This is a genomic window from Kordia sp. (assembly GCF_022447245.1).
Classification (GTDB): domain Bacteria; phylum Bacteroidota; class Bacteroidia; order Flavobacteriales; family Flavobacteriaceae; genus Kordia.
Genome location: NZ_JAKVBC010000008.1, coordinates 1 through 22383 on the forward strand (window position 1 = coordinate 1; position 22383 = coordinate 22383).

Annotated in this window: 19 protein-coding genes; 5 read left to right on the plus strand and 14 right to left on the minus strand. The window is 32.8% G+C overall.

Features of this window, described 5'->3' with window-relative positions; all coding sequences use genetic code 11:
• Positions 1–671: 671 nt before the first annotated feature.
• The 6 genes from MK119_RS07080 to gcvT form a co-directional block, all read right to left on the minus strand.
• Positions 672–1382 (minus strand): YebC/PmpR family DNA-binding transcriptional regulator, encoded by a 711-nt coding sequence (locus tag MK119_RS07080; protein ID WP_290672254.1) that lies wholly within the window; start codon positions 1380–1382, stop codon positions 672–674.
• A 44-nt stretch (positions 1383–1426) separates the two neighbouring features.
• Positions 1427–1945, minus strand: coding sequence for a hypothetical protein (locus MK119_RS07085; protein WP_290672256.1), 519 nt, complete (start codon positions 1943–1945; stop codon positions 1427–1429).
• Between the two features lie 75 nt (positions 1946–2020).
• The gene (locus MK119_RS07090; protein ID WP_290672258.1) at positions 2021–2470 is read right to left on the minus strand and encodes a hypothetical protein; all 450 of its coding nucleotides are present in this window, start codon (positions 2468–2470) and stop codon (positions 2021–2023) included.
• A gap of 4 nt (positions 2471–2474) precedes the next feature.
• Complete coding sequence (locus MK119_RS07095; protein ID WP_290672261.1) at positions 2475–4496, minus strand: S41 family peptidase; 2022 nt, start codon at positions 4494–4496, stop codon at positions 2475–2477.
• Between the two features lie 145 nt (positions 4497–4641).
• Positions 4642–5463, minus strand: a complete 822-nt coding sequence (locus MK119_RS07100; protein ID WP_290672264.1) for a sugar nucleotide-binding protein — start codon at positions 5461–5463, stop codon at positions 4642–4644.
• A gap of 97 nt (positions 5464–5560) precedes the next feature.
• Entirely contained in the window at positions 5561–6643 is a 1083-nt protein-coding gene (gene gcvT / locus MK119_RS07105; RefSeq protein WP_290672267.1) for a glycine cleavage system aminomethyltransferase GcvT, read from the minus strand.
• 236 nt (positions 6644–6879) lie between these two features.
• On the opposite strand from gcvT, the gene MK119_RS07110 reads away from it, so the two are divergent.
• The 3 genes from MK119_RS07110 (at position 6880) to hchA (ending at position 9088) form a co-directional block, all read left to right on the plus strand.
• Complete coding sequence (locus tag MK119_RS07110; RefSeq protein WP_290672270.1) at positions 6880–7455, plus strand: Crp/Fnr family transcriptional regulator; 576 nt, start codon at positions 6880–6882, stop codon at positions 7453–7455.
• A gap of 70 nt (positions 7456–7525) precedes the next feature.
• Positions 7526–8155 (plus strand): NAD(P)H-dependent oxidoreductase, encoded by a 630-nt coding sequence (locus MK119_RS07115; RefSeq protein ID WP_290672273.1) that lies wholly within the window; start codon positions 7526–7528, stop codon positions 8153–8155.
• A 21-nt stretch (positions 8156–8176) separates the two neighbouring features.
• The gene (gene hchA / locus MK119_RS07120) at positions 8177–9088 is read left to right on the plus strand and encodes a glyoxalase III HchA (protein ID WP_290672276.1); all 912 of its coding nucleotides are present in this window, start codon (positions 8177–8179) and stop codon (positions 9086–9088) included.
• Positions 9089–9153: 65 nt separating this feature from the next.
• On the opposite strand, the gene thrC is transcribed toward hchA, so the two are convergent.
• Genes thrC through thrA form a run of 3 tightly spaced genes read right to left on the minus strand, consistent with a single transcriptional unit; the run spans position 9154 to position 13849 of the window.
• Complete coding sequence (gene thrC / locus MK119_RS07125) at positions 9154–10434, minus strand: threonine synthase (RefSeq protein WP_290672279.1); 1281 nt, start codon at positions 10432–10434, stop codon at positions 9154–9156.
• A 16-nt stretch (positions 10435–10450) separates the two neighbouring features.
• The gene (locus tag MK119_RS07130) at positions 10451–11371 is read right to left on the minus strand and encodes a homoserine kinase (protein ID WP_290672281.1); all 921 of its coding nucleotides are present in this window, start codon (positions 11369–11371) and stop codon (positions 10451–10453) included.
• 30 nt (positions 11372–11401) lie between these two features.
• Entirely contained in the window at positions 11402–13849 is a 2448-nt protein-coding gene (gene thrA / locus MK119_RS07135; protein WP_290672283.1) for a bifunctional aspartate kinase/homoserine dehydrogenase I, read from the minus strand.
• A gap of 363 nt (positions 13850–14212) precedes the next feature.
• Between thrA and MK119_RS07140 the strand changes: the two genes are divergently transcribed.
• Positions 14213–15751 carry an NAD(P)H-hydrate dehydratase gene (locus tag MK119_RS07140; protein ID WP_290672286.1) on the plus strand — a complete coding sequence of 513 codons (1539 nt, stop codon included), beginning with the start codon at positions 14213–14215 and terminating at the stop codon, positions 15749–15751.
• Positions 15752–15806: 55 nt separating this feature from the next.
• Here the strand turns inward: MK119_RS07140 and MK119_RS07145 are convergent, their stop codons facing one another.
• The 3 genes from MK119_RS07145 to MK119_RS07155 are packed head-to-tail and all read right to left on the minus strand — an operon-like array spanning position 15807 to position 19543.
• Positions 15807–17156, minus strand: coding sequence for a TlpA disulfide reductase family protein (locus tag MK119_RS07145; protein WP_290672289.1), 1350 nt, complete (start codon positions 17154–17156; stop codon positions 15807–15809).
• Between the two features lie 23 nt (positions 17157–17179).
• Positions 17180–18523 (minus strand): TlpA disulfide reductase family protein, encoded by a 1344-nt coding sequence (locus MK119_RS07150; RefSeq protein WP_290672292.1) that lies wholly within the window; start codon positions 18521–18523, stop codon positions 17180–17182.
• A gap of 18 nt (positions 18524–18541) precedes the next feature.
• Entirely contained in the window at positions 18542–19543 is a 1002-nt protein-coding gene (locus tag MK119_RS07155; RefSeq protein ID WP_290672295.1) for a TlpA disulfide reductase family protein, read from the minus strand.
• Positions 19544–19664: 121 nt separating this feature from the next.
• Between MK119_RS07155 and hutH the strand changes: the two genes are divergently transcribed.
• On the plus strand, positions 19665–21170 hold the full coding sequence (gene hutH / locus MK119_RS07160) for a histidine ammonia-lyase (RefSeq protein WP_290672297.1): 1506 nt from the start codon (positions 19665–19667) through the stop codon (positions 21168–21170).
• Positions 21171–21336: 166 nt separating this feature from the next.
• On the opposite strand, the gene MK119_RS07165 is transcribed toward hutH, so the two are convergent.
• On the minus strand, positions 21337–21729 hold the full coding sequence (locus tag MK119_RS07165) for an STAS/SEC14 domain-containing protein (protein ID WP_290672302.1): 393 nt from the start codon (positions 21727–21729) through the stop codon (positions 21337–21339).
• Positions 21730–21849: 120 nt separating this feature from the next.
• Positions 21850–22275, minus strand: a complete 426-nt coding sequence (locus tag MK119_RS07170; RefSeq protein ID WP_290672305.1) for a hypothetical protein — start codon at positions 22273–22275, stop codon at positions 21850–21852.
• Between the last annotated feature and the right edge of the window lie 108 nt (positions 22276–22383).

Here is a 22383-nt window from a genome sequence, read left to right on the forward strand (position 1 = left end):
TATCATTAGTCTTCGTTTGGTTAGTGGTGTTATCGCAAGGCGTTCTTTAAAAAATCAAGTTCGACTTTCTGCTGACCAGATTTGTTGTACACTAATTTGAAATTTCTGTGTAAGCTCTTGAACGGTTGAACGTTCTTTTAGTACTTCCAAAACAACTTTGTCTTGAATTTTGAAGTGAATTTTCTTCGTATCATATCAGTAAATTTATGTGTGTTTTTTAACTTAAAATACTGTCCTAATTTCGGGGGAATGATCAAATCAATTCAAAGACATAGCTGTAATGTTTGCAAGTCATAAAATAAAGCAAACATAATCACTTAAATTTGAGAATATGAAAAAAATTAAAATAAATCAGTGACTTTTCTCTAAAAATGGAATATTAGAAAGTAAATATAGTTAGTGATACACGGAAGTGTATTAGGGGTAAAGTACTCATGTGAAAATTACGCACAACCAGATCCTGAAATAGTAAACTACTGTGGAGATGGAGACACTGTCTCTAGTGCTTTTAAGAGTTTACTTAAGATATGTCTTTGTATATAATATGCTTTCAACAAATAAAAATCAGGAAAAACAAAAACACAGATAAGACAGCTGTCTTGTCTGTGTTTATTATTTTAAAAGCTAATAAATACTATGAGGCTTTTGTAGGACACTTCAAAATTTGAATTTTACTCTGCCATAGTGTGATACACATTTTGCACGTCATCATCTTCTTCAAGCTTTTCTAAAAGCTTTTCAATATCAGCAGTTTGTTCTTCGTTTAAAGGTTTTGTTACTTGTGGAATACGTTCAAAACCAGAAGATAAAATTTCAATTTCTCTACTTTCTAATTCTTTTTGAATAGTTCCAAAGCTTTCAAATGGACCGTACAATAAAATACCATCATCGTCTGCAAAAACTTCCTCTACTCCAAAGTCAATAAACTCCAATTCAAGTTCTTCAGGGTCTTGTCCTTCAGAAGGAATTCGGAAATTACAAGTATGATCAAACATGAATTCTACTGAACCTTGTGTTCCTAAGTTTCCATCACACTTATTAAAGTAACTACGAACGTTTGCCACAGTTCTATTGTTATTATCCGTAGCAGTTTCTACAAGAATTGCAATTCCGTGAGGTCCGTATCCTTCAAACAATACCTCTTTATAGTTGTCAGTATTTTTATCAGAAGCTTTTTTTATTGCGCGTTCAACATTATCTTTTGGCATGTTTGCCGCCTTTGCATTCTGAATTACCGCACGTAATCTGGAGTTTGTTTCAGGATTTGGTCCGCCTTCCTTTACAGCCATCACAATATCTTTACCAATACGAGTAAAGGTTTTTGCCATTGCTGACCAACGTTTCATTTTTCGTGCTTTTCTAAATTCAAATGCTCTTCCCATTATGCGTGTACTTTTATTTAAGGATTACAAATATATATTTTGTATTAGTCTTTTGGAATATGTCTGCTTAAAAATTTTGCAGAAGCTTCATTCCATTGATTGATAATTTTAGTTCTTTTTTTATTTAATTGATCATTAAGCGAATTAAAATCGTTGATCGCTTTGTTAATTTGATTCACCATATTGTTATATTGATCAATCTCTTTTTGGGTACGATCTTTCGGTTTCTTTTTATCAATAGCTTCTTTGATGGCGTTGAACTTTTCATTTAATAAGAAAAATTCAATCATTTTTGGAATTTCATTTTGGGTTTCTTGTAAGTAAAACTCTAAGGCTTTTTTTGTAGCTTTTACAAGTGAAGCATCTTCTTTATATATTGCTAATGTATCCAACGCTTGTAAACCTTCTTTTGCAAAATTTTGGAGCGCATTAGCATTTTGCTGAATGGCGCTGATATCACCTGAAGACAGTCCGTTCAATAAAAAACTCTCTTGAATATTACTTTTAAAAAATACCAAATACACCTCATTTCTATGTTTAAAAACATCATTCGAGATTTTCATCTTTTTGCTGAGGTCGTTTTCAGTTTCAATGAGTTTAATATTGTTTCTTGATGCATATTCATTCAAGGCTGCTTCTTAGCTTTGCTGCGCTTCATGCATGCGTTCATCAACCTTTTTCTGTGCCAAAATATCGGCTTCCATAAAGTCATAGGATTGCTCTGCAACCTCTTTCAAATCTACAATTTCAGCATAATCATTTTTTAGAATATTTGTACGCAAATCCATAAATTCCAACACTTGTTGTTTATAGCTGTCTTCTCCTTCATAGGCTTTTGCTTTTTTGATTTTAATCATTGCACGTTCTAGCGATTTTACCAAGCGTTTGCGATCGCCTTCAATTCTTCGAGCACTTTTGCTATGCGCAACCGATTTGGTATACTTCCACATGCTTCTGCTAATCTTTTTATTTTCTTTTCCGATAAAAGATAAATAGGCGTTCGCATTTTTAAAGTTTTGAGCAATAGATGTTTGAAGTGTAAACACACAAAGAAGCACTAAAAGTGCGCATAGGTAGTTTTTTTTCATGGATTTAGTGGGCTAGTTGTTTAATGTAATCTGCGAGAATATGATATGTTTCTTCAATTTCATGATCGGTTTGAATACTCTTGATCGCATACGAATTCTCTTTTGCTTTGTTTTTGTTGTAGGCTAATATTTCTTTGTAGTCTGCTAAGTTTACAACCTCAAAAGTATCATGTGTCATTTCAATGTCATCAGATTTTTCAAAAATAGCATTGAAACGATCTCTATCTTGTTGCAAACCAGTGATGGATAAAGGTAATTTTCGTTCGTTATCTAAGTAATCTCTCAAATTAGTATTGATATTTTTAATCGTCATAGATGCTTTGTTTTTTTCAATTCTAGCTAAACTTTTGGCGCGTAGATTTTCATAATTTGCAGCTTCAGGAATTTCAAAATAGACATCTTTTTGAATGGTATCACTAACAATCACATTAGCATTGGCACTTTCTCCATCTTCAATACCAGATAGTAAATTTGGAAATTCTATGTCAGGCTGAATCCCAATGGCTTGATGCGAATTTCCTTTGAACCCATACATTTTCTCTATAGTAATTCTCACAAAACCTTCTTCTTGTTGTAAAGGCAGAATTTGCTGAATGGTTCCTTTACCATACGTTTTGCTACCTACAATAAGTGCACGATTATGATCGCGTAAAGCTGCCGCAATAAACTCAGAAGCAGAAGCACTTTCACTATTGATTAAAATGATTAAAGGTTTGGTAAATAGTGTACCTCGATTAAAATCTTTTACAATGGTTTTGTTGTCTTGTTGATCGCGATAAATGCCTAACGGACCTTTGTCTATGAACATTCCAGCTAAATCAATTGCTTGCTTCATGGAACCGCCACCATTTCCACGTAAATCTAAAATTAAACCGTCAATATCAACAGCATTGAGTTTAAATAGTTCTTTGGCAATATCATTCGCACTTCCAAAGCCATAATCTAAATTTGTGTAAAAACTTGGCAATGAAATATAACCGACATTTTGTTCTCCTTTTAAAATAAAACTATTGACTGCATTTCCTTCTATTTTTAAATTTTCTTTGCGTAAAACAATGGTTTTGTTGATGTTTTTGTCATCTAATACATTGAACGTGATTGTTTTGTTGTTTTCATCGTTGATAAAGTCGTATAAGCTTTCCAGAGAAAGACATGTAGTACTAACTTTAGTATCATTCGATTCTAACGACAATACCAAATCGCCAGTATTAATTTCTTTTTCTTTCCAGGCAGTGCTTCCTGTTTGCAAGCCAGAAACCACAATTTTTCCGTCGCTATTTTTGGAAAACCAAACTCCGATAGAATTGTTTTCTGTTCCTATAGAATTCATAAAAGTAGCATTGTCTGTAGGGTCAAAAAAGCTACTATGCGGATCAAAATAACTACACACAACATCTAAAAAAGTCGTTTCTACATACGATTGTAATCCGTTTACAACTTGTAATTTATCTACAATAAAGCATTTGTTTTCGGCAATTACTTTTTGTTTTAATTGTGCTTTTATTTTGGGAAAATTTGAAGGATCTGTCAATGATAAATAATCACGAATAATATCGACACGAATTTTCTTTGACCAACGTTTTTCAAGTGTTTTAGGTGTTTTTGAGAATAAAGCTTTTTCTTTGAAACTACCATAGGTCACGGTATCTTTTCCTGAAAAATCAAGCTTCATTTTTTCGAATTTTTCAATCGTTTGTATGGCTTGTTTTAAGTGTTTTTCATAAAAAACAGTTACCTCATTGATAAAGTCACATTCGCCATTTTGTAAATAGTCGTCCAATTTATCTTTTAAAGACGCTAATTCTTCAATATTTTCTTGTGAATAGAGGAGACGTCTATCGTCCAAACGTTCCAAGAGTTTCGTAAATACATACTTTGAAAATTCGTCATCAATTGTTTTAGGTTTGTAATGATTCTTTTCCAACATGTCCAAAATCAGACTTGATTTATTGCAAAAAGAAAGTTCAGTTTGTGCGAACGTTGTCGTCACAACAAAAAGGAATATAAAACGTAAAAAAGTATGCATGAATGCGAATAAAAATTTGTAGTCTCGTAAAGTTACGAATTTAACAAATCTTTTGCTTATTCCTTAGAAAACAAAGTTGAAAATGTCTGATAAATAGTACAAAATCAAACGTGTTTAATGCTTGAAAGCTATTTTAGATTAGAATTTACTCTTTTATCTTCCCAGAAATGTATTCCAATGTTTCTTGATTGCTTGTAGATAAATGCTTCGGAAGTTTGTTATCTCTTGGTAAAACGGCTAAAAAACGATCAAAATTTGATGTGTATACGTTTTTAAACAACGGTTTTTCAACATTCAAACTTTTTAGAATTTCAGTAAAGAACTCTTCATGATGAATTAAATCTTCAGCGCCTAAATGAAAAATGCCGCTTTTACGTCTGTTGATCATATAATGAATTTGTTGTGTCAGCTTTTTGTCAGAAATAGTATTCATGACCAAATTCGGAAAGACTTCAACTGGAATCTTTTCTTTTAAGCATTGTTTTATTTCTAGAATTCGCGGCGAATTATGACCAAAAACCATTGGCAAACGAATGATTGCATATTTTTTCTGTGGCAAACGCATCAACATATTTTCTATACGAATTTTGAGCTTTCCGTAAATGCTTTCCGAAAGCGTTTTGTCAAATTCATAAGAAGGATAACTGCTATAGGCATCAAACACATTTGCAGAAGATAAAAAGAAGAGTTTACACGGTTTCGTTTTTACATATTCTGTTAAGTAAACATGTGCTTCAATTTGTGCAGCAAAATCGCCACGCAAGGCAGAAATAATAATTGTTGGTTGCACTTGTGTTACAATTTCGTCAATACCATCATAATCCAAATCATATCGGATAAAATGCTGATTCTTGGCAAACGATTTGTTGCTGTAAAAAGTTCCGTATACATCAAAGTAGGAGCAAAGCTCTTTATACAATGCATTGCCTATAAAGCCACTTGCTCCTAATATTAAAATTCTGTTCAAATGTGTATGTTATAAGTTGAACTAGTCCTACCGAGAGGTAGGATCTAGTTATAGTTTCAAGGTTCGTGTTTATGTAAACCGAAAGATTCTGTAATTATTATTTCTTGTAGAAAGGAAGTTTTACTACTTTGGCAAGAACTCTGTTTTTACGTATTTGAATATAAATATTACTTCCAACATCTTTAAAAACTGTTGGTACATATCCTAACCCGATTCCTACTTTCATAGAAGGAGACATGGTTCCAGAAGTTACATTTCCAATAATATTTCCGTTTCCATCAACAATATCATACCCTTGTCTTGGAATTCCACGATCCTGCATTTCAAAGGCAACCAATCTGCGTTCAGTTCCTGTTCTTTTTTGAGATTCTATTTGCTCACGGTTTACAAAATCTTTTGTGAATTTTGTAATCCATCCCAAACCAGCTTCAATTGGAGATGTAGTATCATCAATATCATTACCGTATAAGCAATATCCCATTTCCAAACGAAGTGTATCACGAGCAGCCAAACCAATTGGTTTAATACCAAAATCAGCACCAGCTTCAAATACTTTGTTCCAAACTTCTTCTACAACTTCATTCTTACAGTAAATTTCAAATCCTCCAGAACCTGTATAACCAGTTGCGGAAACGATTACATTTTCAACACCTGCAAACGTCGCAATTTGGAATGTATAATATTTAATATTTGTTAAATCAACTTCTGTCAAAGACTGCATTGCTTCCACTGCTTTTGGGCCTTGAATTGCCAATAAAGAATAATCATCAGACACATCACGCATTTCTGCACCAACATCATTGTGACTTGAAATCCAGTTCCAATCTTTTTCAATATTAGAAGCATTTACAACCAAAATATACTTCTCTTCATTCACTCTATAGATAATTAGATCATCTATAATTCCGCCATCATTATTTGGCATGCAGCTATATTGTGCTTTTCCATCTTTCAATTTAGAAGCATCGTTTGTGGTAACTTTTTGGATTAATGCCAATGCATTTGGTCCAGAAATCACAAATTCTCCCATGTGACTTACGTCAAAAACACCAACGCCATTACGAACGGTTTCGTGTTCAATATTAACGCCTTCGTATTGTACAGGCATGTTGTAACCTGCAAAAGGAACCATTTTAGCACCTAATGCTTTGTGAATTTTAGATAGAGCTGTATCCTTCATGTGTTGTTTTTCTTAAATTGATTGCGAATTTATGAAAAATAGGGATAAAAAAATGATGAATTTTTACTTGATTTTCATTTTTAGCTTACTTTTTAGAATTTTCACAAAATTGAAAGGATTTGAGATAAACTTCTATAAAAATATCAAATTAGTAGATCGAGTCATCCGCAAATTTGTAGAAATAAATAATCACCGAGAATTTTGATTTAGATATGGATTATTAATAGTTTTAAAATATGAACGAACTGTTGGATTACTTTAAAAATTACATTCCTATTTCTGCAAAAATAGAAGATAACTTAAAAGAAATTGTTATTGAAAAAAAGTTAGACAAGGGAGAAATAATTCTTTCAAATAACTCTATGAAAAAGGAACATATTTTTGTTGTGAATGGTTGTCTGCGTTCATTTTATAAAACAGAAGCTGGAAAAGAGTATACAATACAATTTGCAATAAAAAATTGGTGGATAGGTGATTATATAACACTGTATACAGATGAAAAATCAGTAGTGTCAATAGAAAGTTTAACAAATTCAACTGTTTTGATAATTGATAAGACTAAAGTTGAAGGTTTTTATAAAAAATATCCTCAGTTTGAAGCCTTTCAACGGAAGAATTTTGAAAAACGTATTGCGACACTTCAAAAGCGAATTTTGAGCCTATTAACACTTACAGCTTTAGAAAAATACAACCAGTTTATTGAAAATTATAGTGTATTTGAAAGGATAATACCAAACTATCAAATTGCATCATACTTAGGAATTACTCCACAGAGTTTAAGTAGAGCACGAAAAGAGAGAATCAAAAAATGATTTATTAACATAGGTTCATTTTTACATTAAACACGTTAACTATTTTTGTCATATAAAAAAAAGTATAACAATGAGTTTTTTAGATAAATTGAATGAGCGATATGCTACAAAAGCTATGAATGGTGAAGTAGTACCGCAGGAAAAAATTGATAATATTTTAGAGGCAATAAGATTAGCTCCAACATCAAGTGGATTGCAACCGTTTGAAGTATTTGTAATTACAAACGATGAGATTAAATCAAAGATTAAAGAAATTGCTTGGAATCAATCGCAAGTAACAGATTGCTCACATTTATTAGTATTTGCAGCTTGGGATAATTATACAGAAGATCGTATTAATTATATGTTTGATTTGACCAATGAAATCAGAGGTTTTAAAAATGAAGGTTGGGAAAACTATCGTCAAATGTTATTGTCTTCCTATCCACAAAAAGATGCGGAAACTAATTTTGAACACGCCGCACGACAAACATATATTGCTTTTATGGCAGCTATTTCACAAGCAGCATATGAAGGAGTAGATACTACTCCAATGGAAGGTTTTGAACCTGCTGCGTTGGACAAAATCTTGCAATTACGAGAAAAAGGATTGCGAAGTACACTTATATTACCAATAGGATATAGAGATGCCGATAAAGATTGGTTAGTAAACCTTGTAAAGGTAAGAAAGCCAATGGAAAAACTAGTAACCTTTTTATAATGATATTGTAAAATAAAGAATATGAAGAAAAAAATATTGATTGGTTTAGTAAGTATTATCGTTATTACTTTTATCATATTGTATATAATGAGCATGCCTAAGTCTACTAAAGATGGAGCGTATAGTCCATCTCCGTTAGCATTGATGTTAGCAACATCTTCTACAACAGATTTTGATAATACAAAATTTGAAAACCCATATACTGGACATAAAAAGGTGTTAATGATTTGTACTGAAGAAAGAAATATGACGATGGCTAATGGGAAAAAATTTTCGACAGGAAATCATCCAGTAGAAATGCTTCTTCCTGTACTTCATTTAAGAAATGCTGGTTTTGAAGTAGACGTGATGACTCCAACAGGAAAACCAGCGGTTATTGAAATGTGGGCAATGCCAGAAAAAGATGAAAATGTTCAAGTAATATATTCAGAATTCAAAAGTAAATTTGAAAACCCAAAAAGCTTATCAAGTTTTGTGAAGAATTCAATGGTTGATGCTTCAGATTATATTGCAGTTTTTATACCAGGAGGTCATGGAGCAATGCTTGGATTGCCAGAAAATAATGATTTGAATAAACTAATCCATTGGTCACATAACAATGATTTATTCATGCTTGCAATTTGTCACGGTCCAGCAGCACTGTTAGCTGCAAATTATGATAATGATGCAAAATCATTTATTTATAAAGATTATGAGATTGCTGCATTTCCTGATGCTGTAGATGAACAAACGCCAATGATAGGATATATGCCTGGTGATATACCTTGGAAGTTTGGAGAAAAATTAAATGATTTAGGAGTTAAGATTATTAATGAAGAAGCCGATGCAACCTGCCATGTTGATAGGAAATTAATAACAGGAGCTAGCCCAGAAGCAGCTAATAATTTTGGTAAGTTAGCAGCAACCGAACCTCTAAAAGAAGTACATAAATAGATGTTTTAGAAATAGCATACAAAAAAGCGATTTGAATTTTAATTTAAATCGCTTTTTTGGGTTTATCACTTATTCAAAAAACATTTCAAGTCATCATAGTCTGTAGCTTGTATGGCTTCTTTCTTTTTATGCATAATCTCCTGAATCTGTTCTGGAATGTCTAGTTTTAAATTCAATGTTGATTCTACTGTCGGTAAAAATTTGACAGGATGTGCCGTTTCTAGGAAAACACCATAAGCATCTTGTAAATTATGTTGTTTTAAGCCTAAATATCCAACAGCTCCATGCGGATCAGAAATATAATTGTACTGATTGTAAATAGATTTCATTGCCTTTTTTGTTTCATCATCTGTGAAACTATAGGATGAAAAATGCTGTTTGATTGTTTCTAAATCATTATTATATAATTCCTGAATACGAATAAAATTACTTGGATTACCAACATCCATCGCGTTAGAAATGGTTGCAATGGATTTTTGTGGAGCATATTCTCCACTTTGTAAATAGTTTAAAACGGTATCGTTTACATTTGTTGAGGCGATAAAATGTTGAATTGGTAAACCTAATTTTTGCGCCATGATTCCCGCACAAATATTCCCAAAGTTCCCACTAGGAACTGAGAATACAATATTTGGATGTTGTTTGTGTAATGCTTTGTAAGCAAAGAAAAAGTAGAACATTTGTGGCAGCCAACGTGCAATATTGATAGAGTTTGCAGAGGTTAATATACGTTCTATTTCTTTATCTAAAAATGCTGTTTTTACCATGTCTTGGCAATCGTCAAAAACACCATCAACTTCCAATGCGGTAATATTTTGACCTAAAGTTGTTAATTGCTTTTCTTGGATTTTGCTGACTTTTCCGCTTGGATATAAAATCACTACTTCCACGCCTTTTACACCAAGAAAACCATTGGCAACAGCGCCACCAGTATCTCCTGAGGTTGCAACTAAAACCGTTACGTTTTCATCTTTATCACGATTAAAATAACCTAAACAACGTGCCATAAAACGTGCGCCAACATCTTTGAATGCCATGGTTGGTCCGTGAAATAATTCCAAAGTTCCAATATTGTCTTCAATCGGAACGATAGGGAAATCGAAACTTAAGGTTTCAGCAATGATTTCTTTTAAAATAGCAGAAGGAATATCATCTCCTACAAATTGTTGAATGGCTTCAAAGGCAATTTCTTCATGGGAATACTTGTCAATATTTAGAATAAATTCTTCTGATAAAGGCGTAATGTTTTCAGGGAAATAAATTCCGCGATCTGGAGCTAAACCTTTGATAACAGATTCTTTGAAAGAAACTTTTGGTGAATTATGGTGTAGACTGTAATAGTTCATTTTTTTGAATTCTTAATTAAATAATACGACAACCATTTGTGTTAATTTTAGAAACATGGACATCGTAATCAATATTTAGTTTTTTAAACGTTTCTGACATAACATAGGCTACGTTTTCTGCCATCTTTTCTCCTTTGCTTAAAGCAAAAATTGAAGGTCCAGAACCTGAGATTCCAGCACCTAAGGCACCACATTCAATAGCATTTTCTTTTACTTCATTGAATCCAGGAATTAAAATAGAACGTAAGGGTTCTACGATTTCGTCATGTAAAGATCTCCCAATCAAATTGTAATCAGAGGTATATAATCCACTGATCAATCCTCCAAGATTTCCTGTTTGAATAATTGATTTTTTGAGTGTGATATTTTCCTTCAATACTGAACGTGAATCTGAAGTTTTTACTTCAATCTGTGGATGAATTACGGTTGCATATAACTCGTCAGGAGTTGGAATTTTTATAATATCTAGTGGCTTATAGCTTCTCACTAATGTAAATCCACCTATAAGAGCAGGAGCAACATTATCTGCATGCGCAGTGCCACTAGCAAGTTTTTCACCTTGCATAGCAAACGGCACCAGTTCTTTAGCGGAAAAAGGCTTTCCAAGCAATTCATTCATTGCCCAAACGGTTCCAGCAGAACTTGCAGCACTACTTCCTATACCACTTCCAGCCTTAATATTTTTATAGATTTCAATTTCAAAACCATGACTAATATGCAGTTTGTTTAGCATTGCCATGCCAGCAACACCTGCCACATTTTTTTCGGTTTCTACAGGTAAATCTTGCCCAACAAGTTTCGAAATTTTAATTCCTTTTTCATCTGTTTTCCGAATAACCATTTCGTCACCAACTGTGTCTAGACAAAGTCCTAATGCATCAAATCCGCAAGAGACATTTGCAATAGTTGCTGGTGCGAATATTCTGAGTTCGTTCATTTTTTTGCTTTTAGCGATTAGCTTAATAGTTTAAAACTTTCCAATTCGTATTACATCTGCAAAAATACCAGATGCTGTTACTTCTGCACCAGCGCCAGCTCCTTTTATTTGTAAAGGTTGTGCCACGTAACGATCGGTAAAGAACAGTACAATATTATCGCTACCTTCTAAATTGTAAAAAGGATGATCGGCTGGAATGTGTTGCAATCCAACTTTTGCTTTTCCATCTTCAAAAGTAGCTACATATTTTAAACGACAGTCTTTGTCATTGGCTTCTTTAAAGATTTGTTGAAAGTGCGCTTCATGCTTTGTTAAAGAAGCGTAGAAATCTTCATTATTATCTGTTGCTAGCGTTTCATCCGGTAAAAACGAATTGTTTTCAATGTCTTCTAATTCTAAAACATATCCACTTTCACGTGCCAAGATGAGAATTTTACGAGCTACATCTACACCACTTAAATCTATTTTTGGATCTGGTTCTGTATATCCTTCTTCTTGTGCTTGCGTTACAGTATCATGGAATGTATTTTCATCACTGAAATTGTTGAATACAAAGTTTAAACTTCCAGAAAGAACTGCTTGTATTTTGTGGATGCGATCACCTGAAGCAACTACATTTTTTAATGTGTCAATGATTGGCAATCCTGCACCAACATTAGTTTCAAACAAAAATGGCGCATTGTATTTTTGCGAAACACGTTTCAAATTCTGATAATTTTCATATTCAGAAGCACAGGCAATTTTGTTACATGTAACTACCGAAATATTGTTTTGCAAATATCTTCCATATACTTTAGAAACTTCATGACTCGCTGTGATATCTATAAATATACTGTTACGCAAGTTGAATGATTTTACTGCTTCATGGAATTTGTCTAAACATGCTTTTACACCAGTAACCAAATAGTTTTTCCAATTTTCCAAATCAATTCCTTCTGCATCAAAGAGCATGGTTCTTGAGTTAGAAATTCCAATAACTCTGACATTGAGTTTGAGTTGTTCGCGTAAGTATTTTTGTTGCTGATGGAGTTGTGAAAGGAAACGTTCTCCTACATTTCCAACACCAGTTACAAATAAATTAAGCTGTTTTACTTTTTCTTCAAAGAATTCTTCATGCAATGCATTCAACGCTTTTTTAGCATCTTCACTGTTGATGACCGCAGAGATATTTTTCTCAGAAGCACCTTGTGCAATAGCACGAATGTTTACATTGTTTTTTCCAAGCATGCTAAACATTTTTCCACTGAGTCCTTGGTGATTTTTCATGTTTTCACCAACCAATGCGATGATAGCTAATTGTTGCTCTACCAAAATAGGATCTACTCTTCCTGAAGCAATTTCATATGCAAAAGTTTCATCAATCGCCATTTTTGCTCTCGAAGCTTCTTTATCATTAATTCCGATACAGATAGAATGCTCCGAAGAAGCTTGTGTAATTAATACGATATTTATTTGCTCTGCTAGTAAAGTTTCAAATAAGCGTTTTGAGAAGCCAGGAATACCAATCATTCCGCTTCCTTCTAACGTCAATAATGAAATGTTTTCTATATAACTAATTCCTTTTACAGCACGTTGCTTTCCATTTGGATTTTTTGTGATACGCGTTCCTGCTTGTTCTGGCGAAAATGTATTTTTTACCAGAATTGGAATTTCTTTTTTAAGTACAGGCTGAATGGTTGGTGGATAAATTACTTTCGCACCAAAGTGAGACAATTCCATCGCTTCTTGATAGGAAATATGAGGAATTGGCGTTGCTTGTTTTACAATGCGAGGATTTGCCGTGTACATTCCGCTTACATCGGTCCAAATTTGCAATTCATCCGCATTCTCAGCAGCAGCAATAATGGCAGCAGTATAGTCTGAACCACCGCGACCCAATGTTGTTGTTTCTCCATTTTCAGTTGCAGCAATAAATCCAGGTAAATTGACAATTTGCTTTTCATTCTTTTTAAAGAAATCGTGGCAGTTTTCTTGGGTCAATTTCATCTGGACTCGTGCATTTTCATAGCTTGCAGAAGTAATAATGAGTTCGCGACTGTCTTTGTACTCGCTATCTAATTCTCGAACTTTCATTACTTCAGAAATGATATATGAAGACAATAATTCTCCAAAACTTGCAATAGTAGCTAAGGTTTTAGGTGTGAGTTCGCGCAGTAAATAGCAACCTTCATACAAGGTTTCTAAATAATTTAATAAGCGTTTTGTATGACTAATTACGGCACTTTGTTCTGTGACAGGAACTAAATCTTTTACAACTTGAATATGTCTGTTTTCAATTTCTTGTAATAGAGATTTATAATATTCATCTTTGATAGCAGCTAACTCAGCGGTTTTTAAAAGCATATTTGTTGTATTTCCAAATGCAGAAACAACAATGGCAACTTTTTGCTCTTGAGAAGCTTTTGTAATAATAGCTATTACTTTATTTATATTTTGCGCATTGGCGACAGAAGTACCGCCAAATTTGAGTACGTTCATGAGTATTGTTTTGTGTGGTTATTGGTGTTTTTTAATTCTTTACATAGAAATTGGTGTATATAAACACCTGACGGTTGTATAATGCTTAGACCCCAAAAGGGGTTGTTGTAGCAATAGCAATCGATACAGTGCTGCTTGTGCCTGTAATAATTGTTGTTGAAGAAAAAATTGTTGCTACTAAACGCATATTTATCATATGATATTGTTCAAAAGTATTACTTTTATCTCCATAAACAAACTATAAATTCATTTTTCACAGATTACTAGTGAAAATAGCTTTTTTTTAAAAATGCATTAAATAAGCATCTTTAATTGTAAAGAATTTCATCAAATGTGTAATCTCTTGCATTAATATAACGATACATGAAGATATTTTCAGCAGCTCAAATCTACGAAGCAATCAATCGTACGATCAAAAAAAATCAAATTACGTCTAATGATTTACTAGAATTTGCAGGAAATCAATTATTTAATTGGTTTCATAGACGTATGCATGGTGCGCAAGTTCCGATTCATATTTATTGTGGAATTGGAAATAATGGAGGTTTAGGATTGGTGTTAGGACGTCAATTATTGTATCATGGCTATAATGTACATTTGTATGTAGTGAATTTTAGCGATAAGCGTACGAAAGGTTTTTTGGTGAATTATGATCGAATTAAAGAGTTTAAAGTTTGGCCAAAATTACTAAGCTCAGGAGAAGAATTTCCTGAAATGCAACCAGAAGATATTATTGTAGATGCCATTTTTGGAATTGGATTGAACAGAGAAACATCTGATTGGGTAAAAGAACTTATTAAGTATATCAATGCTTCACGAGCATATACAGTATCTTTGGATGTTCCTTCAGGATTGTATCCAGATCATGGACCAGAAGATAGAGAAGCTGTGATTCAAAGTAATTTTACCTTAACGAGTCAAGCGCCAAAATTGAGTTTCTTTTTACCAGAAACGGGTATTTTTATGCAACAATGGGAAGCTATTGATATTGGACTCGATCAAGAGTATTTACAAACGACTGATACCGAAGTGCAGTTAATTGACAAGTTTGAAGTGTTGCCTTTATACATTCCGAGAGAGAAATATGCGCATAAAGGAAGCTATGGTCACAGTTTGATTGTTGGAGGAAGTTATGGTAAAATCGGTGCTGTGACGTTGGCATGTTCGGCATGTTTACGAGTGGGCGCAGGATTGGTAACTGCTTATATTCCAGAGTGTGGATATACTGTTTTACAAACGTCGTTACCTGAGGCCATGGTGATTTGTGATGATGATAAAAAACATCTTACGAATATTGAATATGATATAACGCCTCAAGCTGTTGGAATTGGTGTAGGAATGGGAACTGTTGAAAATACAGTAAATGCATTGAAAATATTTTTAGAGAAAAGCAGCCTTCCTTTAGTATTTGATGCGGATGCATTGAATATACTTTCTGCGAATACAGAATTGTTGAAATCTGTACCGAAAGGCTCTATTTTGACGCCACATCCAAAAGAATTAGAACGTTTGATAGGTGAGTGGGAAGATGATTTTGAGAAATTGGCAAAAGCAAAAGCATTTGCTAAAGAGTATGATATAGTGCTAATTATCAAAGGAGCGCATACGGTTATTATTTACGATAATTACGTATATATTAATAATACAGGAAATCCTGGAATGGCAACTGCAGGAAGTGGCGATGTGTTGACAGGAATGTTAACTGGATTGTTATCACAAGGATATGACCCGATAAAAACATCAATTTTTGGAGTGTATTTACATGGAAAAGCGGGTGATATTGCCTTATCAGGTTTAGGATACCAAGCGTTGACGGCAAGCGATATTGTGTATCATATTGGTGATGCGTATTTGGATTTGTTTAAACAACCCGAAAAACCCTCAGAAGAAGCTGAACAATAAGAACAAAAAACGCTTTGGAATTCCAAAGCGTTTTTTGTTTGTATGTTTTGAATTTTTAGATCTTCAACTCATCAAATAATTCAATTAATTTTTCGCTTGATGGTCTTGGAGCATCAGCGTCTAAGATATTTCCTTCTGGATCAATTAAAATAAATCTTGGAATCCCTTCAATAGCGTACTCCTTCACAAATTTTGATTTCCAGTCGTTATCTGCCATTAACTGAATTCCTCCTAAATCTTTATCAACGACCATTTTTTTCCACGTTGTATAGTCTTTTTTGTCATCAATAGAAATAGATACAAATTCAATATTTTTATTGTGATATTTCTTTTCAACCTTTTTTAAAGATGGAATTTCTCCGATGCATGGTCCACACCAAGTTGCCCAAACATCTATATAAACATATTTACCTTTTAAATCGTCTAATGATGTTTTTCCTCCCTTGTAGTTTTCATATATGAATTTTGGAGAAGCATTTCCTGCCACTAGTTTTTTAATGGTATTATACTTTTCCGCTAATTCTTTTTTGAATTCTTCGTTTTTAGAAATCGTAGTTAATTCTTCATACAAATAATCTGAATCTTTTCCAGAAGGAGATATAAAGAATGATAAGTTTTCAGCAAGCATATCTTTTAGACTTTGCGATTTTAATGCTTTTATGGAACTTACAGCGCCTTTTATATCTTCAAAAGGATTTAGTGTTTTAGAGTAATGTCTAATGGCTAATTCCTTAAAGTTTTTATACATGTTGAAATCTTCCTCATTGTCATAATCTACATCCTTAAAATACGCCTCAAATTCTTCAGAAGGTTTATAGTCTTCATTTTTTGAGTAATCTGGATGGTACATTGGATACTTTGAAAGATTGATTAATGTAGCATATTTGATATTCTTTTTTTCTAGCGAAATAAAATCATCATCTAAATCAGTTGATTTTTTTATAATTTCCATAGATTCTTCACCAAAACCTTTTACAGTTTTGATAAATTCAGCTTCTTCCATAGAAAAGACAGCTATGGCATCTCTGCTCTTATTTCTTTTTATTTTTCCTAACAAGTAGGTGTTTGTAGCTGCAGCAGTGCCTTCATAATTCATTTGGTCAATGAACTTAGTGGCATTTGTGCTTAGCTTTAAATCTTTTTTAGGAGTTAAAAATAATGTAGCCTTATCTTTGTCATGTAAGAGTGTATAATATCCTGTGTCAACGCGTAATGTATCTACAAAAGTGCCATCGTCATTTAGTTTGATTTCCTTTTCAAAATCACCTCCAAAGAGGATGACTTTTCCATCTTTTGAATTATCAATTTTCCCAGATAGAACAGTGTAATCTATTGGTTCTAGTTTTGGATCATTTGCACATGAAATGACAGCGATACCAGCGATGAGTAAGAATATTTTTTTCATGATTTCTATGGTTTGGTAATTGCTTATATTTTCAACTCATTAAATAATTCAATTAATTTAGGACTCGATGGTCTTGGTGCATCTGCATTTACAATATTTCCTTCTGGATCAATTAAGATAAATCTAGGAATACCATCAATTACATAATCAATAACGAATTTTGATTTCTCAGCGCTATCTGCCATTAATTGAATTCCTCCAAGTTCTTTATTTTTAATCATGTTTTTCCAAGTTTCATACGCTCCTTTTTGATCAATGGAGATAGAAACGAATTCAATGTTTTTGTCATGATAATCTTTTTCAACCTTTTTTAATGATGGGATTTCTTCAATACATGGTCCACACCAAGTTGCCCAAACATCAATATAGACATACTTTCCTTTTAAATCTGCTAAAGAAGTTGTACCACCAGCATGATTTTCATAATTGAATGTAGGCGAAGTTTTTCCTGGAACTAGTTTTTGAATTTTAGTGTACTTTTCAGAAAGTTCTTTGAGTAACTTTTCGTCTTTAGCCATTTCTTTAATAGTGCCAAAAAGTTTTTCATTGTCTTCGTTAGATGGAGAAATTCCATAGGCCAACTCACCTGCTAATGCATTTTTAATGTTCTGTGATTTTAATCCTTTGATACTTTTTAAACTCTCAGCTTTTAAAGAATCGTTATAGTACATCTCCATATAATGTTGTGACACTAATTGTTGGTATGAATCAAAGTTTCTAAAATCTTCTTCATTATCATAATCAACATTGTCTAGAGGCTTCAATAAGTCTTCAGAAACTTTGTAATCTTCTTTTTTAGCAAAATATGGATGATACGAAGGGTATCTCATAAGATTGGCTAAGTATTCATAATTGATACTTTTCTTTTCTAATGCTACAAATACTTCGTTTAAATCTTTCGTATTGTTCAAACGATCCAAAGCTTCGCTTTTCATTTCCTCAATTTTCTTTAAAAAATCAGCTTCTTCGATAGCATATACTGCTCTAAAGTTTAAATTTCCAGCTTCCGAAAGTTTTTTAGCTAAATACGTATTTGTAGTTGTCCCTGTTCCTGAATATTCTAGAGCATTATTGAACTTCAATTTATCAGTAGTTAGGTGTAATGAATCACCATGAGTTAAGTATAAAGCTGCGCGATTTCTTCCATAAAATAGCGTATAATAGCCTTCATCAGTAACTAATTTATCTGAAAATGTTCCGTCTTCTGCTAGAGCAATTTTTTGTTTAAAATCCCCACCAGAAACCACAATTGTGTCTCCTTTTTTAGTGTTTTCTATTTTACCAGAAAGTACAGTATAGTCTATTTTCGGTTCAGTTTTACATGAGAAGATTGCCAATCCAGCAATCAATAGCAATACTTTTTTCATTTTTAAAGTTTGTTTACTTTATATATTTAGTTCGTTAAATAGCTCAACTAGTTTAGGGTTTGAAGGTCTCGGTGCATCTGCACTTACCACATTTCCATCAGGATCTAATAGAATAAATCTTGGAATTCCAGTAATCATATATTCTTTCATAAATGTTTCGTCTCCTCCATAATGCAATTGAATGCCTCCTAGAGATTTGTCAGTTACCATTTTTTGCCAAGCATCTTTATTTTCATCTACAGAAATGCTGACAAAGGCAATATTTTTATCATGATAAGAGGTTTCTATTTTTTTCAAAGAAGGAATTTCTGCTTTACACGGTCCGCACCAAGTTGCCCACATGTCAATATATACATACTTTCCTTTTAAGTCTGCCAACGAAGTTTTTCCTCCAGCATGATTTTCATAGTCAAATGCTGGTGACGGTGTTCCTTTTGAGAATTTAGTTTTAAGCGTAATAGCTTGCCCTGCATATTGCTTGTACATGTTTAACATAGGATCAACGTCTTTCAATTTAGCTGCGATGATGGTACTATCAACATCTTTTTTAGAATTATAAAAATCCTTAAGCTTTTTTGATATGTTTTCAATTTCCTTTTCCAGACCTCCTGTGTCAAGATTTGATAGCATATCCATGTCCAACAGCTTTTCTTGTAGTAACGCATCTTCTGCTAAGAAATTGCTGTGAATAGCACCTTTTCCGCTGTATTTGATCGTTTCATCAAACATTTTGGTATCTAAGGTGAGTTTTAAATCAAAATCATTTTCTAAATACAAGTTTGTACTTTCTGATCCGTCAAAAATATTATACATACCATTTTCAACTTTCAAAGTATCTTTAAAAGTCCCGTCTTTATTGACTTTAATGGTTTTAGAATAGGTTCTATTTCGAACTACAAGTGAATCACTATTTTGGTTTTCAATTTTTCCAGAAAGCGTCACATAATCTTTTGGAACTTCTGGCTCATTCTTACAAGAGAAGATTGCGAAAGCTGCAACAAGTAGCAATAGATTATTCATATATTCAAAGTTTGTTTTCTCAAATCTACTAGATTCTTCTTTTAATCAATAAATTATTAACAATTATTTGGTAAATACAGTTTGAATTTTGACTTTTGAAAGATAATTTGATTACACCATCATGATACACCAAATAAGTTCGAAAATTCTCGATATTACAATTATTCTAGATTTACTGCATGCAAATGCAAAATTGGAATTATCAGCTGAAGCAATAGAAAAAATTTGTGCTTGCCGTGCGTATTTAGATAAACGTTTACAGGACCAAAAAACCCCTATATATGGTATTAATACCGGGTTTGGATCGCTGTGTAATGTGAAAATTTCGGATGAACATTTGTCGAAATTACAAGAGAACTTAGTGACTTCTCATGCATGTGGTACAGGAGATCGTGTACCTCAAGAGATTATAAAGTTAATGTTGTTACTTAAGATACAATCGTTAAGTTATGGACATTCGGGCGTGCAATTACAGACGGTACAACGTTTGATTGATTTTTATAATCACGATATTTTACCAGTTGTTTTTGAACAAGGTTCCCTTGGTGCCTCTGGTGATTTGGCTCCTTTAGCACATTTATCATTGCCACTTTTAGGAAAAGGAAGTGTATATTATAATGGAGAAGAAGTTTCTGGAACTGAAATTTTGAAGAAATTTAATTGGAAACCAATTACCTTGAGAGCAAAGGAAGGTTTGGGATTGTTGAACGGGACACAATTTATGAGTGCTTATGGTGTATATTCACTCTTGAAAGCCTATAAATTATCTTATTTTGCAGATTTCTTCGCTGCTATTTCGTTAGAAGCTTTTGATGGAAGAATTGAACCTTTTAATGATTTAATTCATTTGATTCGTCCACACAAAGGACAATTAAAAACTGCTCGAAGAATCAAAGAGTTTGTAGAAGGAAGTGAGTTGATTTCGCAAGAAAAGAAACATGTGCAAGATCCATATTCTTTTAGATGCGTACCACAAGTTCATGGAGCTACCAAAGATACCTTAGCTTTTATTAGAAAAACGTTTGAAACTGAAATTAATTCTGTAACTGATAATCCAAATATTTTTATTGCAGAAGATGAAATTATTTCTGGAGGAAACTTTCATGGACAACCTTTAGCCTTGACGTTGGATTATTTAGCAATTGCAATGGCTGAACTTGGAAATATTTCAGAACGAAGAACATTTCAGCTCGTTTCTGGATTGAGAGATTTGCCAGCATTTTTGGTGAACAATCCAGGGTTGAACTCTGGTTTTATGATTCCACAGTACACAGCAGCAAGTATTGTAAGTCAAAACAAGCAATATGCTACACCAGCAAGTATTGATTCTATTGTGTCGTCAAACGGACAAGAAGATCATGTAAGTATGGGTGCAAATGCAGCTACCAAAGCTATCAAAGTAGTGGATAATGTAGAGCGTGTGTTGGCAATTGAGTTGTTGAATGCTTCGCAAGCATTGATATTTAGAGCGCCATTGAAAAGTTCTGATTTTATCGAAACATTTTTACAAACGTATAGAGCAGAAGTTCCTTTTGTGGATGAAGATAGAGAATTGCATGTTGCTATTAAAGATACTTTGTCGTTTATACAACAAACGGTTATTGAAAATGATGAGTTGTTTTCTTAGTTAATAGGTAGCAATAAGTATTATTTGAAGGTTAGGATTTTGAGGGACTTCCTTGATTCTAACTTTCTTTATAAATTGATGAGAAGAGCGTTTGTTGGTTTGGGTTGAATATTTTGTTAGAATAAAGTAAATCAGAAAAAACCTTTGACATTCAGTCAAAAAGAAACTACAAATGACTTTTAGACCAAGTAATGGCTTCATCCTTGGTTTTGAAGATACTCATTGGTTTATTGAAAAAATGTTTTTCGATCTTCACATTGTGATTGTCAATAAATTTATCAGAAACAATGGCAATGGCTTTTAAATTTTCAATTTCAAAAACTTTTAAATAAAGCATTGGATCAACCGCATACGAGTTTTTGCGAATTGTTATATATACAAATGGTTTTTCAGGGAAGTGTTTCTTGGCAATTAGAATAATTTCACCAACAGAATCAATATTTAGTGTAATTCCTTCGTTGAGTTGTGCAAGCATGTAGCTTTCATAAACTTCTACTTTACCTATTTGTAAAGTGTATTTTTTAATGAATGAATTACTATTGCCGTTAGCTATTCGCACTTTTAATGTTTTTATTAAAAATAGGATTTTTAAATTCGATCTACTAATAAAATAGATGAACGGCACAAAAATACACTACTTTTTTCTTTCTCTGGTAAATAGAATGGTAAAAATTCCTGTTTATGCTACTGAATTATCAGAAACATTAGTGTTATTATTCTCTAATGGAACAATTTTGTCTAGCCAATTTATGGCAGCATTGATAGTGGTGAACAATTCATAGCGTCCTTCAAAGAAGCTTTTTTCAACATGTGCGTTTAATGAAGAAAATTTTTGATCAGATACCACAGCAATTCCTTTTAATAAGTCGTTTTTAGGAAGTATCTTGTATACTTGTGGATCAATAGAGTAGGAGTTTTTGCGATAAGAAATATATCCAAAAGGAACCTTATAGTTTTCAAGAAAAAAATGAAAAAAAGAAAGCATCACATCTATAGTCACATGAACGCCTTCATTAATCTCTCCAATGATTAGATCATTGTATAGATAGAGCTTTCCATTTTCGAAAGTATATATATCTTTTAATTGTTTTCCATTAATATTCATGTAGGTAGTTTTTTATTTCTATGCTAAATTATGAACAGTAATGCAGAAACTAATTTATTATGCGTGAATAGTATTTTTTTTAGATAAACTACCTGTTTTTATCTTCAA